The organism is uncultured Marinococcus sp. (assembly GCF_947493875.1).
GTDB lineage: Bacteria > Bacillota > Bacilli > Bacillales > Marinococcaceae > Marinococcus.
Map to the genome: position 1 here is coordinate 248,451 of NZ_CANLSU010000001.1, position 18,211 is coordinate 266,661.

The following is an 18,211-nucleotide window of genomic DNA, read 5'->3' on the forward strand; positions in this document are numbered from 1 at the left end:
AAGGAGGAAAACAATGAGCAGTCAAAGAGAAAACATTATCCAGCGGGCGGTCCAGGAAGTCGAAGACGGCACGATTGTGAATCTGGGCATTGGCATGCCGACAATGATTGCCAACTACATTCCGGCAGAGAAAAATATCTTTCTGCATTCCGAAAACGGTCTGCTCGGCATCGGTCCGTATCCGGAGGAGGAAGACGTGGATGCAGATCTGATTAATGCCGGTAAAGAGACAGTAACCGTGAAGCAGGGAGGTTCATTCTTTGATAACGCGGAATCCTTTGCCATGATTCGCGGTGGTCATATTGATCTTGCGATTCTCGGTGGCATGGAGGTGTCCGGGCAGGGAGATCTTGCGAACTGGATGATTCCCGGAAAAATGGTTAAAGGCATGGGCGGTGCGATGGATATCGTGCAGGGAGCGCAAAAAGTAGTTATCATCATGACTCACACGAATAAAGAAGGAGAATCGAAAATCCGTACCGAATGCGCTCTGCCACTGACCGGCGAAAGGGTAGTGGACCGGTTGATTACAGATATGGCCGTTTTTGATTTCACGCCGTCTGGCATGGTACTAAGAGAAGTACTGAACGGAGCAGATGTAAAAACCGTGGAGCAGTATACAGAGGCTCCTTTTACAATTGATGAAGCACTGACAGACCGGGAGGGGAAACAATGAAGATGGAAGAGGTTCTGCTAGGCGGAGCGGTACGGACGCCAGTCGGCGGCTTTATGGGCAGCTTAAAGGACGTACCGGCAGTGGATCTGGGGGCGCTTGTGATTGAAGAAGCGCTTGAACGTGCCGGTGTCCCGAAGGAAGAAGTGGATGAAGTTATTATGGGAAACGTGCTGCAGGCGGGGCTTGGGCAGAATCCTGCCCGTGTAGCTTCTTTAAAGGCCGGTCTTTCTGAAAACGTACCTGCGATGACCATAAATAAAGTATGCGGCTCCGGCTTGAAGGCTGTCCACCTGGCGGCTCAGGCCGTACTAACGGGCGATGCGGAGATCGTCGTTGCCGGCGGGATGGAAAACATGAGCCAGGCTCCCTATCTGCAGATGAACGCTCGCAGCGGCTTTGGCATGGGAGACCAGAAGCTGGTCGACAGCATGCTCCATGACGGACTGATGTGTGCGGTGGAAAACTATCATATGGGTGTGACAGCTGAAAACATTAACCATGAGTACGGCTTTACACGCGAAGAACAGGATACATTCGCCGCAGCCAGTCAGCAGAAGGCCACGGCAGCACGGGATAACGGGGTATTTAAAGAAGAAATCGTGGCTGTGCGCGTGCCTCAGCGAAAGGGAGATGCTCTTGAGGTATCGCAGGACGAACACATCCGAAGTGGCACTACGGTGGAAAAGCTCAAAAAATTAAAGCCGGCGTTTCAAAAGGATGGAAGCGTGACCGCAGGCAACGCCTCCGGCATCAATGACGGGGCTGCAGCAGTTATTGTCATGAGCGGGAAGAAAGCGAAGGAGCTGGGCATTACAGGTATGGCTCGTATTGCCGGCAACGCGAGTGCTGCCGTGGATCCGAGCGTGATGGGGCTGGGACCGGTCCCGGCCATCCGAAAGGCTTTAGATAAAGCTTCTGTCTCGATGGAAGATATCGATCTGATTGAAGCAAACGAAGCGTTCGCCGCTCAGTCGCTTGCTGTACAGAGAGATTTGAATATTGATTCAGAAAAGCTGAACGTAAACGGGGGGGCAATCGCGTTAGGGCACCCTATCGGAGCAAGCGGCACAAGAATTTTTGTGACCCTGCTTCATCAGATGAAGCGCCAGCAGGCAGATGTTGGACTGGCGGCGTTATGCATTGGAGGCGGCCAGGGCGTTGCCACCGTTGTAGAAAGAATTTAAGCAAGTGCTGAATATAAGTAATGGGAAACATCTCTGGGCCGTGATCGCTGAGCGGCCGCCGGAGGTGTTTTCTTTTGATAAAGGTTCCTGAACTATTGAAAAAATCCGCGGGAGCGTTACTATTTAATCAGTAACGTCAGCCTTAATAATGGGGTGGGAGTCATGAAACATATAGAGGGCATGGAGCATATTTGCAGCATATTGTTCGGCAGCCTGCATCATTGTGTGGTTATTGTCGATGAGCAGGGGATCATCACGTATATGAATGAACGCTATTATGAATTTCTCGGCACCAGCGCTGCCAGAACGCTCGGGCGTCATGTAACAGAGGTGATAGAAAACACACGCATGCATCTTGTAGTGGCTTCAGGAGAAGCAGAAAAAGCGAACATGCAGTACATCAGAGGCAGTTATATGATTGCCGACCGCGTGCCTTTATATGAAGGCGGCCGTATTATCGGTGCTCTGGGACTGGTCATGTTCCGGGACAGAAAAGAATGGGCGGAAATGAACCAGCACATTAAAACACTAATGCTTGAGCTTGAATCGTATCAAAAGCAGGTGGAGCAGCTGAACGGAACGTCTTATTCGCTGCACGATGCGCTCAGCGTCTCCCCGGAAATGGAAGAGGTAAAACGAAACGTGCGTAAAGTGGCTTCAAGTGACGTATCCGTACTTCTACGCGGAGAAACGGGAACCGGGAAGGAATTATTTGCCCAGGGTCTGCATAAGCTAAGCGAGAGAAGCATGAAGCCTTTCGTAAAAGTAAACTGCGCTGCGATACCTGGTGATTTGCTGGAGTCTGAGCTGTTTGGCTACGAGGAAGGAGCATTTACCGGGGCGAAAAAGGGAGGAAAGCCGGGGAAATTCCAGCTGGCTGACCAGGGAACCATTTTTCTGGATGAGATAGGCGATATGCCGCTGAACACCCAGGTGAAAATTCTGCGTGTACTCCAGGAGGGCGAAATTGAGCCGCTCGGAGCCCGCGGTCCGAGACAGGTGGACGTCCGGGTAGTGGCGGCCACGAATCAGCCGCTCGAGCAGCTGATGGATACGCAGCAGTTCCGGGAGGATCTGTACTACCGGATTAACGTTATTTCCTTTACGATTCCTGCGCTGCGGAATCGTCCGGAGGATATCCCACTGCTCAGCAGGTTCATGCTTCAAAAAGCTACGAAAAGACTGGGCAAACGAATTACGGCGTTCGATCAGCAGGTGCTTGACCACTTTCTGAGTTACTCCTGGCCGGGCAATGTACGGGAACTCGAAAATACCATTGAGGCCGCCGTGCATCTTACCGAAGGAGAAACAATTCAGCTGAGTGATCTTCCTGAACGCATGACGGATAGGAGAGTGACAGGCGCCGAACGGGAAACGAAGCCGTTAAAGCAGGTGTTGGCCGAAGCAGAGAAGCAAGCGGTGAAGCAGGCCCTAAAGGAAGCGGAGGGAGATAAGCGGACAGCCTGTGATCTGCTCGGAATAGGAAAATCCAATCTTTATAATAAAATCATGAAATACGGACTGGAATAACATATAAATATTCCATGTTTACGGAAGCCATTCCATCACTTTGGAATGGTTTTCTTTTTTTAAATTTATTTTCACGAAAAGGGGCAGTAACGGTGGGGTTCAAGGCAGGGACAGGAAAAATAATTTTGGCATGGTTCTTGCAAATATATAAAAAGAGAACGCTTTCAGCATATGTTCATTTTTGAAAGCGATTACTTAAAATTTATCAGGAGTGATACGCATATGGTTCAAGGAAGAGTTGTATTCATCACAGGGGCAGCCAGCGGTATAGGGCTTGCCATTGGAAAAGCCTTTGCCCGTCAGCAGGCAAAGGTGGTACTGACAGATATTGATAAAGACAAAGTGCAGAAGGCCGCTGCTGAAATTGCTGATGAGGGCCTATCCTGCATCGGCCTGGCCTGCAATGTTACCAACGAAGATGCGGTGGACGAGGCTTTTGCAGAAACACTACGAGTGTTCGGCCGGCTGGATATTCTCATTAATAACGCTGGGATGCAGTACGTGGCAAAGCTCGAAGATTTTCCTACAGAAACCTTTGAAAAAATGACCAGAATTATGCTGACAGCGCCTTTCTCCATGATCAAAAAAGCAGTTCCGATCATGAAGGAACAAAAGCACGGCCGCATCATTAACATGTCTTCGATCAATGGGGTGATCGGCTTTGCCGGAAAAGCGGGATATAACAGTGCCAAGCACGGATTAATCGGTCTCACAAAAGTAGCGGCTTTAGAGGGAGCAGAGCATGGAATCACGGTAAATGCTCTCTGTCCGGGATACGTGGATACACCGCTCGTCCGTAATCAGCTGGAGGATCTGGCGGCAGACCGGGGTGTTACTTTGGAAAAAGTACTGGAGGAGGTTATCTATCCGCTCGTACCGCAGAAACGCCTGCTCGATCCCCAGGAAGTAGCAGACTATGCTTTATTTTTAGCCGGGGACCAGGCGAAAAGCGTAACCGGGCAGAGCGTATTAATTGATGGAGGCTATACGGCGCAGTAGTCTGCGTTTATTTAAGATAGAAAAGGAGGAAAAATAATGCTTGGAATATTGTTAGGCTTAATAACATTAATGGTTCTCGCTTATTTAGGCTGGTCCATCATCTGGGTGGCACCGGTGGCAGCAGGCATTGTAGCGCTGACCGGAGGACTTAATCTGCTTGATGCATATACAGGTACCTACATGAGCGGCTTCGTTGATTTCGCACAAAGCTGGTTTCCGGTATTTATGCTCGGCGCCATCTTCGGAAAGCTGATGGAGGACACCGGGATGGCACGCTCTGTTGCTGGGGCACTGACAAAGCTGATTGGCACGAATCGTGCGATTTTGGGCGTCCTGGTGGCTTCTGCAGTGCTTACTTACGGCGGTGTCAGTCTGTTTGTTGTTATTTTCGCTGTCTATCCGCTTGCTCTTTCTTTATTCAGAGAAGCAGATATCAGCCGCCGGCTGCTTCCGCCGACAGTGGCATTAGGGGCGTTTACGTTTACAATGACGGCGCTGCCGGGGACGCCGCAGATTCAAAATCTGATCCCTATCGAGTATTTTCGTACAAGCGCCACAGCCGCACCGTTAATGGGCATCATTGCGGCCCTGGTGATGGCAGTGGGGGGCTACCTTTATTTGCGGTGGCGTGAAAGGCAGATGACAGCAAAGGGAGAGCATTTCACTGAACCGAAGGACAAGAGCATGATGGAAAAAGAAGAACAGGCCCCGCCATTTATGCTCTCGGTTCTGCCATTGATTACAGTGCTTTTAACGCTGAATCTTTTCGGATGGGATATTGTGGTGGCGCTTTTGACAGGCATCGTACTTATAATGCTTCTTAACCTGAGTAAATTTAAAAAGTTTGTACCTGCCGTTAACGGAGGAGCGAGCGGTTCCGTACTAGCCATCATTAATACGAGTGCAGCTGTAGGATTTGGGAGCGTAGTAAGGGAGGTGCCGGGGTTTGACCAGCTGACTTCATTATTAATGGGAGTCCGCGGCAATCCGTTAATTTCCGAAGCTATAGCCGTTAACATCCTGGCAGGGTCGACAGGGTCGGCTTCCGGCGGTATGGGGATTGCGCTCGAAGCACTTGGTGAAGAATACTACCAGATAGCAATGAATACAGGAATTGACCCCGAGGCATTTCACCGTATTGCTTCGCTTTCTTCAGGGGGGCTCGATGCTCTTCCACACAACGGGGCGGTACTTACCTTGCTGACGATTACAGGCATGAGCCATAAAGACAGCTATAAAGATATTTTCGTCGTCGCTGTATTGATTCCAATTATCTCCGTAATTATCGTTATCCTGCTTAACACGATTGGGATTCTGTAGCCAAAGAAAAAATTTTTTACGGAGAAATTAGACATTTAAATATATGTATATTGAAGATTTTAGGTTTCAAAATATTAGGCCGCTTGCCACTGCTGGATAAAAGGTTAAGTAAGCATAAAATCCCTCTGTTTTTCGCGCAGAGGGATTTTTCTACCGTGCATTAATTTTTATGCCTTCATCATATTTCCTTCCGGTGGGATAGGGTGGGCCTTGAAAAACGAAGCCAGATGCCATGTGTTGTAGGCAAGCATCTCCACGTGTTTTTTTGTAAAAGCGTTCTCTTTTCCGTGACCATCCATATAGGAGGGACCCGGGCCGGCTTCACCCACCCAGTAAGCATCCACGTTTGGAGGAATAGTGAAGCCAATGTGGGAGAGCGCGTATAAAATTGAAGCCGAGGCGTGCTTTGCACCGTCTTCATTTCCTGTAACGACAACGCCGCCAACTTTGTTGTAGTAAATGGCCTGGCCGGAAGCGTTGGTTTCACCGCTGCTGCCATAAAGACGTTCAATGGTAAGTGTGGCCAGACTGCTTTTTTCACCCAGCCATAGAGGTGTTCCGATAATAACAATGTCTGCCTTTTGCACTTCTTCAAAGATTTTCGGCCACTCGTCTCCATTTCCCATATTGCCGCTGATGCCATACGGAATATAATAATCAGCAAGCCGGATGGTTTTTGTTTCCACACCTTTACTTTTTAAAATACCTAGCACTTCATCCGAAAGAGCCTCAGTGTGGGACGGCTCCTCGGAACCCTTCAGGGAAGCGTTTAGCACCAGGGCATAAAGACGGCTCATAAAACATCTCTCCTTATTATTCATCACGTGGATGAAATATAGGCCGGCAAATGAACGCTGCTTTTGAGGATTATGTATAGATTATACCTGTTATATAAGAAAAAATCCGTCCAGTTCGCGTTTGCTGCGAGCCGGGCGGATTTTGTGTGTTGATATTTGTTTAAAGCAACTCAGCTTTCAATCAATGGAGTGAGCGTGGTGTAGTGATAATCAGGAGGCAGCTGCAACTCTTCGGTTGGCTGCTCACTGCGATTGACCCAGGCCGTAGTGAATCCAAACGCTTTAGCACCGCTGATGTCCCACCCATTGCTCGATAGAAAGGTGATTTCATGACGCGGCACGCGGGCGGTATCTAATACGAGCTGATACGATGCCGGAGAGGGTTTAAACTGTTTAATGTCATCGACACTGATGACGTGGTCGAGATAGTCGTTCAGCCCAGCCTGTTCCAGCAGTGGCTCGAGCATGTCTCTTGACCCGTTACTGAAAACGATCAGGGTGGCGGACTGCTCTTTTAACTTCTTCAAAACGTGCAGGCTTTCTTCAAATAGCGTTAAATGATTGTATGCCTTCATCAGCTTTTGTTCGGTTTCCTCTGTCCAGTCGGCGTGATGGGCAGCTAAAGAGAACCGCAGCGCGTCTTTTGTAACAGAGGAAAAGGGAACGTATTTCCCCATCGCCTGGCGGAGAAAGGAGTACTGGATCTGCTTTTGTCTCCAAAGCTGGCCAATGCTTTCTCCCTGGCCGGGAAAATGCTCTTCACAAGTAGCATCGACCGACTGAATATTAAACAGTGTTCCATAAACATCAAAGGCAAAAATAGAATTGGAGGACATAGAAAAGCTCCTTTTTTAATTTATATTTTCGGCATAGACATATTTAAAAGCGTATGGACATGTCACAGCCCAAATGAAGTCATGCCGCCGTCAATGTAAATGTTTTGGCCGTTAACATAGCTCGAACCGGGAGCCGCCAGATATAGAACGGAGGTTTTGAGCTCATCGAGACGGCCGGTACGCTGGACCGGGGTGCGCTGTTCAACGGAATGCCGGAAATCGTCGTCTTCAAGGGAGCCGGCATTAAAATCTGTTTTAAAGAACCATGGGCTGATCGCATTCACCGTAATACCGTACGGGGCAAGCTCGCCCGACAACTGTTTGGTAAATTGGATAAGGCCTGCCTTGCTCGGACCATAGACAGAGCTGAAGAACAAGCTTACGCCGCCGGCAACCGAAGCCGTATTCACAATACGGCCGTAATTAGCTTGTTTCATGTGGGGAACGACCGCCTGAGTCATTAGGAAGGCAGACTTCAGGTTCGTATTGAACACATGCTCCCAGTCTTCTTCGCTTATATCTTCCACTTTGCCATAAGCGGCGGTGCCGGCATTATTAACAAGCACATCGATGCGGCCGAAGTCGTTCATAATACGTGAGACGGTCTGGGAGACCTGATCTTTGTCCGTTACGTCACAGACAAGCGGAGTCACTTCCGCGTTTGTTTCACTCCTGATTTCGTCAGCTGCATCTTCGATTTTGCTTTGGGTACGACCAAGAATAACCACGTGGGCTTCAGCGCCAGCCAGTGTTTCGGCCATTGCTTTTCCAATGCCGCTGCCTCCACCGGTTACAACTGCGACCTGTTGGGAAAGAGAAAATAAATTCATAGACATACTATCGATCCTTTCATTTTTGATTCTAAAGAAAATACTGAAAGAGAAAACAGGAATACCCTGTACGGATACCCCTGTTGCTATTCATTCAATCATCCTTTAATGCTTGTTTGGAGAGAGGCCGAGCCATCGTTTGACAGGCTCCCGGAAGTAATATGTGATGCCGATTAACAGCAAAAATAAAGCTGCAGCAAGGATGAATATAAAAATATTGCCTGAAGCGATACTGGCTCCAAGAAAGCTGTAGGCAAATGTTCCAGGGATCATTCCAAGAATGGTGGCGAGAATAAATGAAGTAAAACGCACCCTGGCAATACCGCCTGCGTAGCTGAGCAGATCAAAGCTCACAATGGGAATAAGACGCAGGACGAAAATATATAAAAATCCGCGTTTTTCCATCTGATGGAACAGCTTTTCCGACCAGGAGAAGCTGTCCATTTTTAATACGGACCTGCCAAACAGCCTGGCCATGACATAGCCTGTGGACGCGGCGCCAGTAGCCCCGATAATGATATAAAGGACACCGGGCCAGACGCCAAAGGCCAGGCCTGCTCCAAGCGACAGTACTGAAGTGGGAAAGAAGACAAACGGCCCGATCATATAAATAATGAAGAAAATAACCGGCCCCCACCAGCCAAACGACAATATGAAGTCACGAATATCGGGTGGACGGATCTCTAAATAAAAATGAGTAAAGTAAGAAACGGTGGCGAATGCTAATAAAACCAAAGTGATTTTTAACCAGCGGGGTAGTGGGAGCACAAGTCCTCATTCCTTTCAAAACACAGGCGTACTAACTGTTATCCGTTGTGAAAACATTTATACCGTTAGTGAGCCGGGCACACTATTGTTGGAACAATGTATCACGGGGGAAAGTAATTATTCAAAGCATACGTACCGCAGTATAAGGTAGCTTACATGTCGTTTGAAGATGGAGCAATATGTAGAGTAATCTGAATTACATTAATATTTATACATAAGGAATACAATTGCAGTAACAAAAAAGGAGGGATTCGAAATGGGAAGAACGGCTCTCTTTGGCAGTATCGGGGTATCGCGGGTGGAATTTTGTTTGGGGTTATCATACAGACAATGGGGCAGAGGGAAATGCTGTCAGCAATGTTGGGTTCGTCAGGCTGGACAAGTTCATCTAATGATCAGCATCGTGTTCGATGCAGGCTTTGGATTGCTCACACTCCGTTTTTCCTCTCTTATTAGTCTGCCAGTTTTGTATTCGGTCCTAATTTGGATGTTTGGTCCTCTTGTCATGATGTCATTGTTAATGGGGCAGTGAACAGCCCTTTTACAGGCTTTCGCCCCAGCCCAGTTAATGAGACACGCCACCTATTTCTTTCATACTACTGTCGTAGCGGTGGTATATACACTTCTTGTAAAGACACTCAAAGAACAATAATGAAAACGACTGCGGGTTCAAAATAACAGGTAGTCATAACGAGAATGAAAAGAGCCCTGGCGGGGCCCCGCCAGGGCTTCTAGTGATGGATGCTGAGTTATGCAGAACTGTTTTTAAGTGTATTGATTATATTAGCTGCGTTTTCCTTAATTTCCTCCAAATCATTTTTGTACAATACACTACCTACACTTAATGCAACTGCTCCTTGATCGATCCACTCTTTAGCATTTTTCTCCGTTACTCCTCCAGAAGGCATAAGGTTAGCTTGAGGAAGTGGTCCTTGAATGGACTTTAAAAAGGAGGGTGAAACCGTATTCCCAGGAAAAACCTTTATAATATCTGCTCCGTATTTCAACGCAGTAATCATCTCAGTTACAGTGTAGCAACCTGGTAGGTAAGGAACCCTGTACAAATTACATATTTTAGCGATAGCTTTATCAAAATGGGGAGAGACGATAAAAGAAGCACCATAGGAAATTGCTAAACTAGCAGTTGTGGCATCCAGGACAGTCCCTGCCCCTATTAAGGCCCGTTCTCCGTAGTCTTTGCTTAAAGATTCAATGAGACTTGAAGCCCTGGGCACTGTATAAGTGATTTCAAGACAAGTTATTCCACCTTCGAAGGCCCCAATAGCTACTTTTTCTGCCTGCTCATGTGTATCCCCCCGAATTACCGCTACAATCTGATAATCAAATATTTTGGACAAGATAGACCATTTTTGATCTTCCATAGCATGCTCCTTTAAGGCTAGACTGTTAGTAGTCTAATTAATTTAGATTCAAATATTCACCGCTTCATATCAGTACCGTATTGTTTTTCAAGGTATGCTTCTACATCCTCTTGCTTCAAAATAAAAGAGTCGCCTTTCAAAGTATGGGCTAAAACACCTGTAGCAGTTGCGAAATTAATTGTTTCCTGCATCATAGTATGTTGCTGCAGGTTTATTTTGTGTAATATGCCAGCAGCAAAAGCATCACCGCCACCTACACGATCACAAACGTGCACACAATAAGCAGGTGAGGAAACAGAGTCTCCATTTTGATGGATTAATGAGCCTTGTAAGTGATGCAGTTCGTTTGTTTCTACTTTTCGATTCGTGGAAGCGAACCATTTTATATTATACTCTTTTAAAAAACCAATGATTGTGTCTATCTCTTTAGTAGTGGAGGTATCTGAATATGCTTTTTTCAAAATATCTGTAAGATCTGAAACATTTCCAAAACAGATAGTGATGTAAGGGAGTACTTCTTCGAAAGCTGCTCTTGCTTCATCAATACTCCAAAGTTTACTTCTATAATTAAAGTCAAAACTAATATTTATATTGCGTTTTTTAGCTTCCTCCAAGATTATTTTCGTGTTATGACGGCAGTTTTCACCCAAAGCGAGAGTAATGCCTGTAATGTGTAGAATGTCTACCTCATCTAATATAGAATCCCAATTTTCACTAGTCGGACTCCAAGTCGAAAAAGAAGAAAACATGCGGTCATAAGTGACATTGGAAGGTCTCTCAGCAGTACCGTTTTCAACAAAGTATGTACCGAGCCTTGCTCCCTGAATATCAATATAAGAGGTGTCAATTCCTTCTTTATTCAAAAAAGCAATAGCAGCTTCTCCTAATGGATTATCGGGAAGAGCTGTTAATACTGTGCTCTGACTCCCCAAGTTACTTAATGCAACAGCTACATTTATCTCGGCACCGCCATAATAAAAATTCAAGTGGTCTGATTGCTTTATTGTCTTAATAGAAGGAGGGGAGAGGCGCATCAAGAGCTCTCCCACTGTAACTACTTTTTTCATGTGAACACCCCACGTAGTTTTAAACGAAACATATATTTATACACCTGAATAAGCCATAAATCCGCCATCAACAGGAATAGTGATGCCTGTCACAAAACGGGACATAGAAGAGTCAACAAGCCAGACTAACGGTCCTGTTAAATCTTCAGGTTTGCCAAAGCGTTCCATCGGGGTCTGGCTGATAATTTTTTCCGCCCGGTTTGTCATTTCTCCTTGGGCATCAAGCAGCATATTTCGATTTTGGGACGTTAGAAAAAAGCCGGGAGCAATGGCATTACAGCGAATGTTTTCTTTAGCCATATGGACTGCTAGCCATTGAGTGAAATTATCGATACCGGCTTTGGCAGCGCTGTACGAAATTACTTTGGTCATCGGAGTCGGCGCACTCATGGAGGAAATGTTGATAATGCTGGCGTCTTCTTTTCCGAGCATGTGTTTCATGAATACCTGAGTAGAGAGGACAGTACCTACGTAATTCAGGTCAAAAACATGTTTAATTCCTTCCTCTGTTAAGTCGAAAAATGTCTTAACATCTTCATTCTCTAAATGGCTGGTCCGGAAAAACTCTTCAGATGTGGCAGCGTCAGGATGGTTGCCGCCAGCCCCGTTAACCAAAATATCATAGGAGCCGTACTGCTGGTGGATAGCATGGTCCGCTGCTTCAATACTTTCTTTGTCCAGGACATCACAAGCAAGAGCGATGGCTTCCCCACCGTCTCTGGTAATATCATCAGCTACCTTTTGGGCATTGTCTTTTTTACGGCTGAGTACGGCCACTTTCACCCCCTGACGTGCCAACTCTTTGGCCATTTCTCCGCACAAAACGCCTCCGCCGCCTGTAATAACGGCCACTTTTCCTTCTAGATTCGAATGCAATGAAAGCATATTATTTCTCCTCCTTGTGTAATGTGTCCCATATGCCAAGCAAATACATAATCCCGAGCGCCCGATCGTAAAGGCCATAGCCGGGACGACAGTTTTCGTTCCATATTTGCCTGCCGTGATCGGGGCGGATAGCTCCTTCAAATTGAATATCATGGTAAGCTTTCATAATTTCGCCAATATCAATAGAACCGTCGGAAGATCGATGGGAGGTTTCGATAAAATCCCCATTAGGAAAACGATAAAGATTGCGAACATGGCCAAAAGCAATTCTATCTTTGAATTCCCGGATCATTGCCGGTATATTATTTGCTTCATTGGCCCCCAGGGACCCGCTGCAAAGAGCAATGCCGTTGGAAGGACTGTCGACCAGATGTAATAGCTTCTGGATGTCTTCATGACTGGAGAGAATTCTCGGTAACCCAAATACCGGCCATGGTGGATCATCCGGGTGTGCAGCCATCTGGATGTCATGCTTTTCGCACACTGGGATAATAGCGGATAAAAAATAATGCAAGTTTTCACGCAGAGTGTCGGCGGTGATGTTTTCATATTGATGAATAATATGCTTGATATCTTTTAGACGTTCAGGCTCCCAGCCAGGCATAGTGAACTCCGGATTGGATGTTATGGTACGGACCATTTCTTCAGGATCTACGTTATTGATTAGGTCGTATTGATAGAACATCGCATACGAATTATCATTCAATGGCCTATTCAAGTCCGTACGAATCCAGTCAAAGACAGGCATGAAATTATAACAGATAACTTTCACACCAGCCTCCGCCAGGTTTTCAATGGTGTTTTTGTAATTCTCAATATAACTATCGCGGGACGGAAGTCCAAGTTTAATATCCTCGTGGATATTAACGCTTTCCACTACGTCTGCACGGAAACCATGGGAAGTAATGGCAGAGGTGACCTCATCTATCTCGTGCTTCGGCCACACCTCTCCAGGCTGCCTTTGATGTAATGCCCATACGATGCTCTCGACTCCGGGAATTTGTTTTATTTGCTTCAAAGAAATTGTATCGTTATGTTCTCCGAACCAACGGAAGGCTATACGCATCGCTCCAACTCCATTCTGAAAATTTGGTATTTATTAACGCATTAATACTTCTGGCAAAAATAATGATATTTGAGGGAAAAGAACTAAAATAATGATAAAAACCACGACCATGCAAATGTAAGGTATGGACTCTTTCATATAATCTGTGACAGAAATATTTGATAAAGAACAAACGGTATACATGGTGACGCCTATTGGCGGTGTCATGCCACCCATGGTAACAATGGTCATCATTAAAATTCCAAAGTGTACAGGATCCATACCGATGTTTGTCATAATTGGAAGAAGAATAGGAGTGAGTAAAAGCGTATTAACTGTACTCTCCATAAACATGCCCGCTACCAACAGGAAAACCAAAACAATAGTAATAATTAAAAAGGGATTTTCAGTCAAAGACAAAAGAAATGTTGTAGCGCTTTGTGGCAGCTGGGCAGACGTAATAGCATACCCTAAGATAGAAGCACAGGCAATGATCAACATAATAATCGCATTGTCTTCAACAGTGTTTTTTAATACCAGATTTAATTTTTTCCAGTCGAGTTCTTTATAGATAAACCATCCGACTACAAGAGCATACACTACAGCAAAGGCTCCGGCCTCAGAAGCTGTAAATACACCGAAACGAATACCTACAATTAAAATAACTGGGAATAGAAGGCCCCAAAAGCTAGCTTTAAAAGTGGAAACCACTTCTTTAAATGTGGCTCTCTTGATACGTGCGGGTTCATAGTGACGTTTTTTTGCAATAAGGCTTGAAGTAATCATAAGCATGATGGTCATAAGAATGCCGGGTACGATGCCAGCCATAAATAACTGTCCTATAGAAACCTCGCCCACAAAGCCATAAAGGATGAGGCCGATACTTGGGGGGATGGTGGCAGTAATTAAAGCACTGAAAGCGATAACGGATCCAGTGAACCCTCCCGAATAGCCTTTGTTCATCATCTGTGGTGATAAGATTCTGCTCTGCATGGCAGCATCCGCATTCGCTGAACCAGAAATACCACCCATCATTGCACTTAAAATAATAGAAACATGAGCCAGTCCGCCAACCAAATGACCGGTCAAGGCGTTTGCAAAATCGATAAGCCTTTTTGTGATACCGGTTTCATTTAATAAATTACCAGCCAGTACAAAAAAAGGGACAGCTAGCAGTGGAAATGACTGCGTTCCTTCAGCGAAACGCTGAATGGCTAGGTTTATAGGCAGGTTCGGTTCTGTAATAAAAAACACCAAACCCGAAATACCAATAGCAAAAGCAATGGGGACATTTACGACGATTAATACTACAAATGAAATTAAAACCCAGATCATGGTTTTATCTCCTTTGCCGGACTCTCTTGAACAGATTCAGAATTAAGAGGTTTGTCTTTGTTGGTAAAATATAGAACCCATTTAGAGATAAGAGTAATAAACATTAAACTACAGCCTATTGGTACAGAAGCTGTAATATAGGAATAACTAAACGGTAAATTTTGAATACTTCTCAAGGTGAACTGACTGGTTTGAACAAATCCGAAATAAATACAGTAGAGAAGAAAGCCCCCAATTAAAATATTTGTAAATACTTGAATGATAAGCTGCCCTTTTGAAGGTAATTTGGATGTAAAAAAGTCAACGCCAATGTGGCGGTTTTTACGGAGAGCTTGATTAGCTCCGATAAAAACGAGCCAGATAAAAAGCAGTTGAGCCATTTCCACGGACCAGGCGATAGGAAACCCAGCCCAGCGGACCATGGCAGAATAAAATACCAATAATACAATACTGGCTAACAGCAATTTCGTAAGCGTTTCTTCGATCTTATTTAAAGCGAAAGCGAGCCTGCTCATCACGAGTGCCTCCTCAAAATCTTATGCTAAGATTCAATAATTTCCAAAATTTCTTCCCGAAGTTCTGGATAACCATCAAATTCTTCATATACATCTTCCGTGGCTTGTTGAAAAGGTTCCAGTTCAGGTTCCACAATTGTCATGCCTTCGTCTTCCATTTGGCTTTCATATTCCTCAGACGTATCGATTACCTGCTCAGAAGCATAAGTGCCTCCTTGCTTAGCTTCTTCGAGTACAATATCCTGATATTCCTCTGGTAAGCCTTCGAACCAGTCGGCGCTCACTACTAATCCGGTTATAAGCTGAATGTGCTTCGTTTTAGAATAATGATCGGAGACTTCATAGAGACTGGCCTCATAGGCAGCGGACTGTTGGGCCTCAGCCCCATCTATAGCTCCCTGTTGAATACCAGTATATACTTCAGCCCAGTCAAGTCCGGTAGGGTTGGCTCCCATCGCCTTCATTGTTTCTAAGAAAATATCTGATCCAATAGTACGTATGCTTTGCCCATTTAAATCTTCAGGAGTTTCAATTGCGTTGTCAGTTACCATATTGCGAGTCCCCTGATACCAGTTAAAGGACAAAATTTGCAAATTCTCATTTTCAGCCAGATCGTCAGACCATCCCTGAAACAAATCCGAGTTTGTCACTTTTTGAATCTCGTCATAATTTTCAAAAAGGTAGGGCCCCTGGAGAATTCCGATTTCCTCCTGGTAGTCACCGAGAATAGCCGCATCTGAGAGAGTGCCTACGTTAGATCCTGCTTTAGCTTGTTCCTGAATACCGGGTGTATCACCTAAAGAGGAATTCGGGAAAAGCTCAACTTCGAGATCACCGTCAGTTTCTTCTTCCACATTTTCTTTAAACTGCTCTAATCCTGCATACATTGGGTCATTCTCTGAAACGACAATTCCTACCTGCAACGTATAGGAAGCATCGCCTCCTCCTGAATTTGAACCAGAACCAGAATCAGAGTCTGAGTTCTCGTTTTCAGAACTTCCGTAGTTACCCCCACAGGCACTGAGAACCAATAAACTCGCCGCGCTTACAACAGTGAAACTTTTTTTCATCATACTTCACTCCTTGATAGATTAGTAAAATTAATAAAATTCCCCTGAAATAACTGCTCCACATCGTTTTGTATGGTTTCTTTCGTAATGGTGAGCCCCTGGTTTTCTAACCGTTGATAACGTTGGGCTAAAATGGGTGAGAATGTCTGGCGAAAATGGCTCCATTTATATAGCAATTGCTCAAAAACCCGGCAGTCCGAATGCTGCGGTATGAAGTGCAGGCCAAGCTGGTCCATTCTCATTGTGGTAATTTCTTCAATTAACTGAGGTGTATTTAAAAACCACCAGCATCCAAAAAGCATGACGTTTTTAAATTTTTGGGCAATAACAGTTAATTCGTATTGATTTTCGCGTGCAAGCACAGTAATTAAAAACTTTTGTTCTGGTAAGCGCATACATAATTGTTCTAAATAAGCAAACGATGTTTGGCCCACGCCGTCACCAGCGATACCTAGATCTGGATTTAACTGTCGTTTCGTGCCAAGCATTAAAGACATAGGCAGATTGTATTCTTCACAGACAGGAAGGACACACTCTTCTAAAAGAAGGGTTTCATAATCTTTTTTTGGAAAATCCCAAGGAAGAGAGGCTGCCATGTAAACTGGCTTCATTTTTTGCACCCAAAAGCGTAGAAATTGTTTTGTTTCTTCGATGGTGGAAGTATCGATTTCTTCAGAAATAGAATAACCATCCTGATGTATTGTTTTAGAGGCATTTTCCCAATCATTAATTAATGGGTCGACCCGTAAAGCAGGAATGAAATTTTTTGAAGAGAAGAAGACCCCCTGGTCCCAATATTTTCTTTCTTCTTCATCAAAAGGGTTATTAGTCATGACAAAAGAAGAAACATTGGCTTTGTTCATAATATAAGTAACGTAATCATCGTTGTTGATTTTCGAAAAGTATTCGCGAATATCATTTAAATCTTTGGAAAAGGGAATATCGAGTTCCTTTAGAACCGTAAGTACGCCCAATGAAGCTTCACTGATGGGGGAGCGTTTTACAAATAGCTCTTCCCATACAAATTCAGCCTGCGTTTTTTGGGGAAGCATCAAAAATTTCTGGTAATCGATGTCAGCCCAAAGGGTCGCTTCCGAAATTAAATAGTGATAGGTTAATAATTCATCAATACCGTGTAAACATAGCTGGGAAAAAGAGTCAGGAAATAGGTGTGTATGCATATCAATGACCGGAATTTCGTTTATGGTATCGCTTACAATTTTTTCAATACTATTATTCATTATTTCACCTCCATGTGTTATTCAAAGTAATTGCTGTAATTTGTTTTTAAACTGGCCATATCAATGTTTACGAGGGCCATATGCTCCTGCATGATTCGCTCTGCTTCTGTTTCATTTTGGTTTTTAATAGCTTCTACGATTTCTTTGTGTTGAGTCACAATTTTTTCCCAATTAAGCTCGGAAGCCAGACTAAGCATCCTGGTACGATTTAGGTGGACCATCATGTTTTGTACTGATTGCCACGTTCGTTCTTTATTACAGCCTATAAAGATCGTGTGGTGAAATTCTTCATCTAGCTGAAACAATCTTTGATGATTTTTTTCTGAAATACTATTATCCTGCAACAGAAGATTTTCCGATAAATGTTGAAGAAAAGTACTGTTGATATTTTGGCAGGCGAGTTTTACTACAGCGATCTCCATATGTTCACGCATAAAGCGTCCTTCTTCTACATCTTCTTCTTTAATAAGAGAAATAAAAGAACCACGCTGGGGGTATACGTCAATTAACCCCTCCTGAGATAGACGTACAAATGATTCACGCACTGGCGTTCTGCTTACTTCGAGTGTTTCAGCAATCTTGTTTTCAGAGACTCGTTCTCCTGGTTTAAGCTCCAACTTAATAATTTTATCTTTAATAGTTTTATAAGTATTGCTTCGCGCTGTTTGCTGCATCATTCTGAACACCTCCTTGGTATTCTAGTATACAAGTATACTAGCATGGTAATTGTT

18 protein-coding genes are annotated in these 18,211 nt (G+C 44.7%); 5 read left to right on the forward strand and 13 right to left on the reverse strand.

Features of this window, described 5'->3' with window-relative positions:
• The first annotated feature begins 13 nt into the window (after positions 1–13).
• From Q0757_RS01220 to Q0757_RS01240, 5 genes are all read left to right on the forward strand, one after another.
• Positions 14–676, forward strand: a complete 663-nt coding sequence (locus Q0757_RS01220) for a 3-oxoacid CoA-transferase subunit B (protein WP_298783904.1) — start codon at positions 14–16, stop codon at positions 674–676.
• Positions 673–1,860 carry an acetyl-CoA C-acetyltransferase gene (locus Q0757_RS01225; RefSeq protein WP_298783906.1) on the forward strand — a complete coding sequence of 396 codons (1,188 nt, stop codon included), beginning with the start codon at positions 673–675 and terminating at the stop codon, positions 1,858–1,860. The genes Q0757_RS01220 and Q0757_RS01225 overlap by 4 nt, the downstream gene beginning before the upstream one ends.
• A gap of 162 nt (positions 1,861–2,022) precedes the next feature.
• Positions 2,023–3,390 carry a sigma-54-dependent Fis family transcriptional regulator gene (locus Q0757_RS01230; protein WP_298783908.1) on the forward strand — a complete coding sequence of 456 codons (1,368 nt, stop codon included), beginning with the start codon at positions 2,023–2,025 and terminating at the stop codon, positions 3,388–3,390.
• A gap of 222 nt (positions 3,391–3,612) precedes the next feature.
• Positions 3,613–4,389 carry a 3-hydroxybutyrate dehydrogenase gene (locus tag Q0757_RS01235; RefSeq protein WP_298783910.1) on the forward strand — a complete coding sequence of 259 codons (777 nt, stop codon included), beginning with the start codon at positions 3,613–3,615 and terminating at the stop codon, positions 4,387–4,389.
• A 36-nt stretch (positions 4,390–4,425) separates the two neighbouring features.
• Positions 4,426–5,709, forward strand: a complete 1,284-nt coding sequence (locus tag Q0757_RS01240; RefSeq protein ID WP_298783912.1) for a GntP family permease — start codon at positions 4,426–4,428, stop codon at positions 5,707–5,709.
• Positions 5,710–5,876: 167 nt separating this feature from the next.
• Here Q0757_RS01240 and Q0757_RS01245 read toward each other — a convergent pair whose 3' ends face one another.
• From Q0757_RS01245 to Q0757_RS01305, 13 genes are all read right to left on the reverse strand, one after another.
• Positions 5,877–6,506: a flavodoxin family protein gene (locus tag Q0757_RS01245; protein WP_298783914.1), complete on the reverse strand. Its 630-nt coding sequence runs from the start codon at positions 6,504–6,506 to the stop codon at positions 5,877–5,879.
• Between the two features lie 170 nt (positions 6,507–6,676).
• Complete coding sequence (locus Q0757_RS01250; RefSeq protein WP_298783916.1) at positions 6,677–7,342, reverse strand: haloacid dehalogenase type II; 666 nt, start codon at positions 7,340–7,342, stop codon at positions 6,677–6,679.
• A gap of 62 nt (positions 7,343–7,404) precedes the next feature.
• Complete coding sequence (locus Q0757_RS01255; protein ID WP_298783918.1) at positions 7,405–8,178, reverse strand: SDR family NAD(P)-dependent oxidoreductase; 774 nt, start codon at positions 8,176–8,178, stop codon at positions 7,405–7,407.
• Positions 8,179–8,277: 99 nt separating this feature from the next.
• Entirely contained in the window at positions 8,278–8,940 is a 663-nt protein-coding gene (locus tag Q0757_RS01260) for a TVP38/TMEM64 family protein (RefSeq protein WP_298783921.1), read from the reverse strand.
• Between the two features lie 749 nt (positions 8,941–9,689).
• Entirely contained in the window at positions 9,690–10,322 is a 633-nt protein-coding gene (locus Q0757_RS01265) for a bifunctional 2-keto-4-hydroxyglutarate aldolase/2-keto-3-deoxy-6-phosphogluconate aldolase (RefSeq protein ID WP_298783923.1), read from the reverse strand.
• Between the two features lie 56 nt (positions 10,323–10,378).
• Entirely contained in the window at positions 10,379–11,389 is a 1,011-nt protein-coding gene (locus tag Q0757_RS01270) for a sugar kinase (protein WP_298783925.1), read from the reverse strand.
• 36 nt (positions 11,390–11,425) lie between these two features.
• Positions 11,426–12,274 carry an SDR family oxidoreductase gene (locus Q0757_RS01275; protein ID WP_298783926.1) on the reverse strand — a complete coding sequence of 283 codons (849 nt, stop codon included), beginning with the start codon at positions 12,272–12,274 and terminating at the stop codon, positions 11,426–11,428.
• A gap of 1 nt (position 12,275) precedes the next feature.
• Positions 12,276–13,340: a mannonate dehydratase gene (gene uxuA / locus Q0757_RS01280; RefSeq protein ID WP_298783928.1), complete on the reverse strand. Its 1,065-nt coding sequence runs from the start codon at positions 13,338–13,340 to the stop codon at positions 12,276–12,278.
• A 33-nt stretch (positions 13,341–13,373) separates the two neighbouring features.
• Entirely contained in the window at positions 13,374–14,654 is a 1,281-nt protein-coding gene (locus Q0757_RS01285) for a TRAP transporter large permease (protein WP_298783930.1), read from the reverse strand.
• Positions 14,651–15,169, reverse strand: a complete 519-nt coding sequence (locus Q0757_RS01290) for a TRAP transporter small permease (RefSeq protein ID WP_298783932.1) — start codon at positions 15,167–15,169, stop codon at positions 14,651–14,653. Before Q0757_RS01290 ends, Q0757_RS01285 begins: the two co-directional genes overlap by 4 nt.
• 26 nt (positions 15,170–15,195) lie before the next feature.
• Positions 15,196–16,239 (reverse strand): C4-dicarboxylate TRAP transporter substrate-binding protein, encoded by a 1,044-nt coding sequence (locus tag Q0757_RS01295; RefSeq protein ID WP_298783934.1) that lies wholly within the window; start codon positions 16,237–16,239, stop codon positions 15,196–15,198.
• Positions 16,239–17,480 carry a glucuronate isomerase gene (locus Q0757_RS01300; protein WP_298783936.1) on the reverse strand — a complete coding sequence of 414 codons (1,242 nt, stop codon included), beginning with the start codon at positions 17,478–17,480 and terminating at the stop codon, positions 16,239–16,241. Before Q0757_RS01300 ends, Q0757_RS01295 begins: the two co-directional genes overlap by 1 nt.
• Before the next feature lie 17 nt (positions 17,481–17,497).
• Entirely contained in the window at positions 17,498–18,157 is a 660-nt protein-coding gene (locus Q0757_RS01305; protein WP_298783938.1) for a GntR family transcriptional regulator, read from the reverse strand.
• Positions 18,158–18,211: the final 54 nt, after the last annotated feature.

Excerpts from the sequence above, each read along its gene's own strand:
- uxuA (WP_298783928.1), bottom strand. The coding sequence starts at position 13,340 with ATGCGTATAGCCTTCCGTTGGTTCGGAGAACATAACGATACAATTTCT.
- Q0757_RS01250 (WP_298783916.1), bottom strand. The coding sequence starts at position 7,342 with ATGTCCTCCAATTCTATTTTTGCCTTTGATGTTTATGGAACACTGTTT.
- Q0757_RS01305 (WP_298783938.1), bottom strand. The coding sequence starts at position 18,157 with ATGATGCAGCAAACAGCGCGAAGCAATACTTATAAAACTATTAAAGAT.
- Q0757_RS01275 (WP_298783926.1), bottom strand. The coding sequence starts at position 12,274 with ATGCTTTCATTGCATTCGAATCTAGAAGGAAAAGTGGCCGTTATTACA.
- Q0757_RS01270 (WP_298783925.1), bottom strand. The coding sequence starts at position 11,389 with ATGAAAAAAGTAGTTACAGTGGGAGAGCTCTTGATGCGCCTCTCCCCT.
- Q0757_RS01235 (WP_298783910.1), top strand. The coding sequence starts at position 3,613 with ATGGTTCAAGGAAGAGTTGTATTCATCACAGGGGCAGCCAGCGGTATA.
- Q0757_RS01230 (WP_298783908.1), top strand. The coding sequence starts at position 2,023 with ATGAAACATATAGAGGGCATGGAGCATATTTGCAGCATATTGTTCGGC.
- Q0757_RS01285 (WP_298783930.1), bottom strand. The coding sequence starts at position 14,654 with ATGATCTGGGTTTTAATTTCATTTGTAGTATTAATCGTCGTAAATGTC.
- Q0757_RS01265 (WP_298783923.1), bottom strand. The coding sequence starts at position 10,322 with ATGGAAGATCAAAAATGGTCTATCTTGTCCAAAATATTTGATTATCAG.
- Q0757_RS01225 (WP_298783906.1), top strand. The coding sequence starts at position 673 with ATGAAGATGGAAGAGGTTCTGCTAGGCGGAGCGGTACGGACGCCAGTC.
- Q0757_RS01295 (WP_298783934.1), bottom strand. The coding sequence starts at position 16,239 with ATGAAAAAAAGTTTCACTGTTGTAAGCGCGGCGAGTTTATTGGTTCTC.
- Q0757_RS01255 (WP_298783918.1), bottom strand. The coding sequence starts at position 8,178 with ATGTCTATGAATTTATTTTCTCTTTCCCAACAGGTCGCAGTTGTAACC.
- Q0757_RS01220 (WP_298783904.1), top strand. The coding sequence starts at position 14 with ATGAGCAGTCAAAGAGAAAACATTATCCAGCGGGCGGTCCAGGAAGTC.
- Q0757_RS01245 (WP_298783914.1), bottom strand. The coding sequence starts at position 6,506 with ATGAGCCGTCTTTATGCCCTGGTGCTAAACGCTTCCCTGAAGGGTTCC.
- Q0757_RS01290 (WP_298783932.1), bottom strand. The coding sequence starts at position 15,169 with ATGAGCAGGCTCGCTTTCGCTTTAAATAAGATCGAAGAAACGCTTACG.
- Q0757_RS01240 (WP_298783912.1), top strand. The coding sequence starts at position 4,426 with ATGCTTGGAATATTGTTAGGCTTAATAACATTAATGGTTCTCGCTTAT.
- Q0757_RS01300 (WP_298783936.1), bottom strand. The coding sequence starts at position 17,480 with ATGAATAATAGTATTGAAAAAATTGTAAGCGATACCATAAACGAAATT.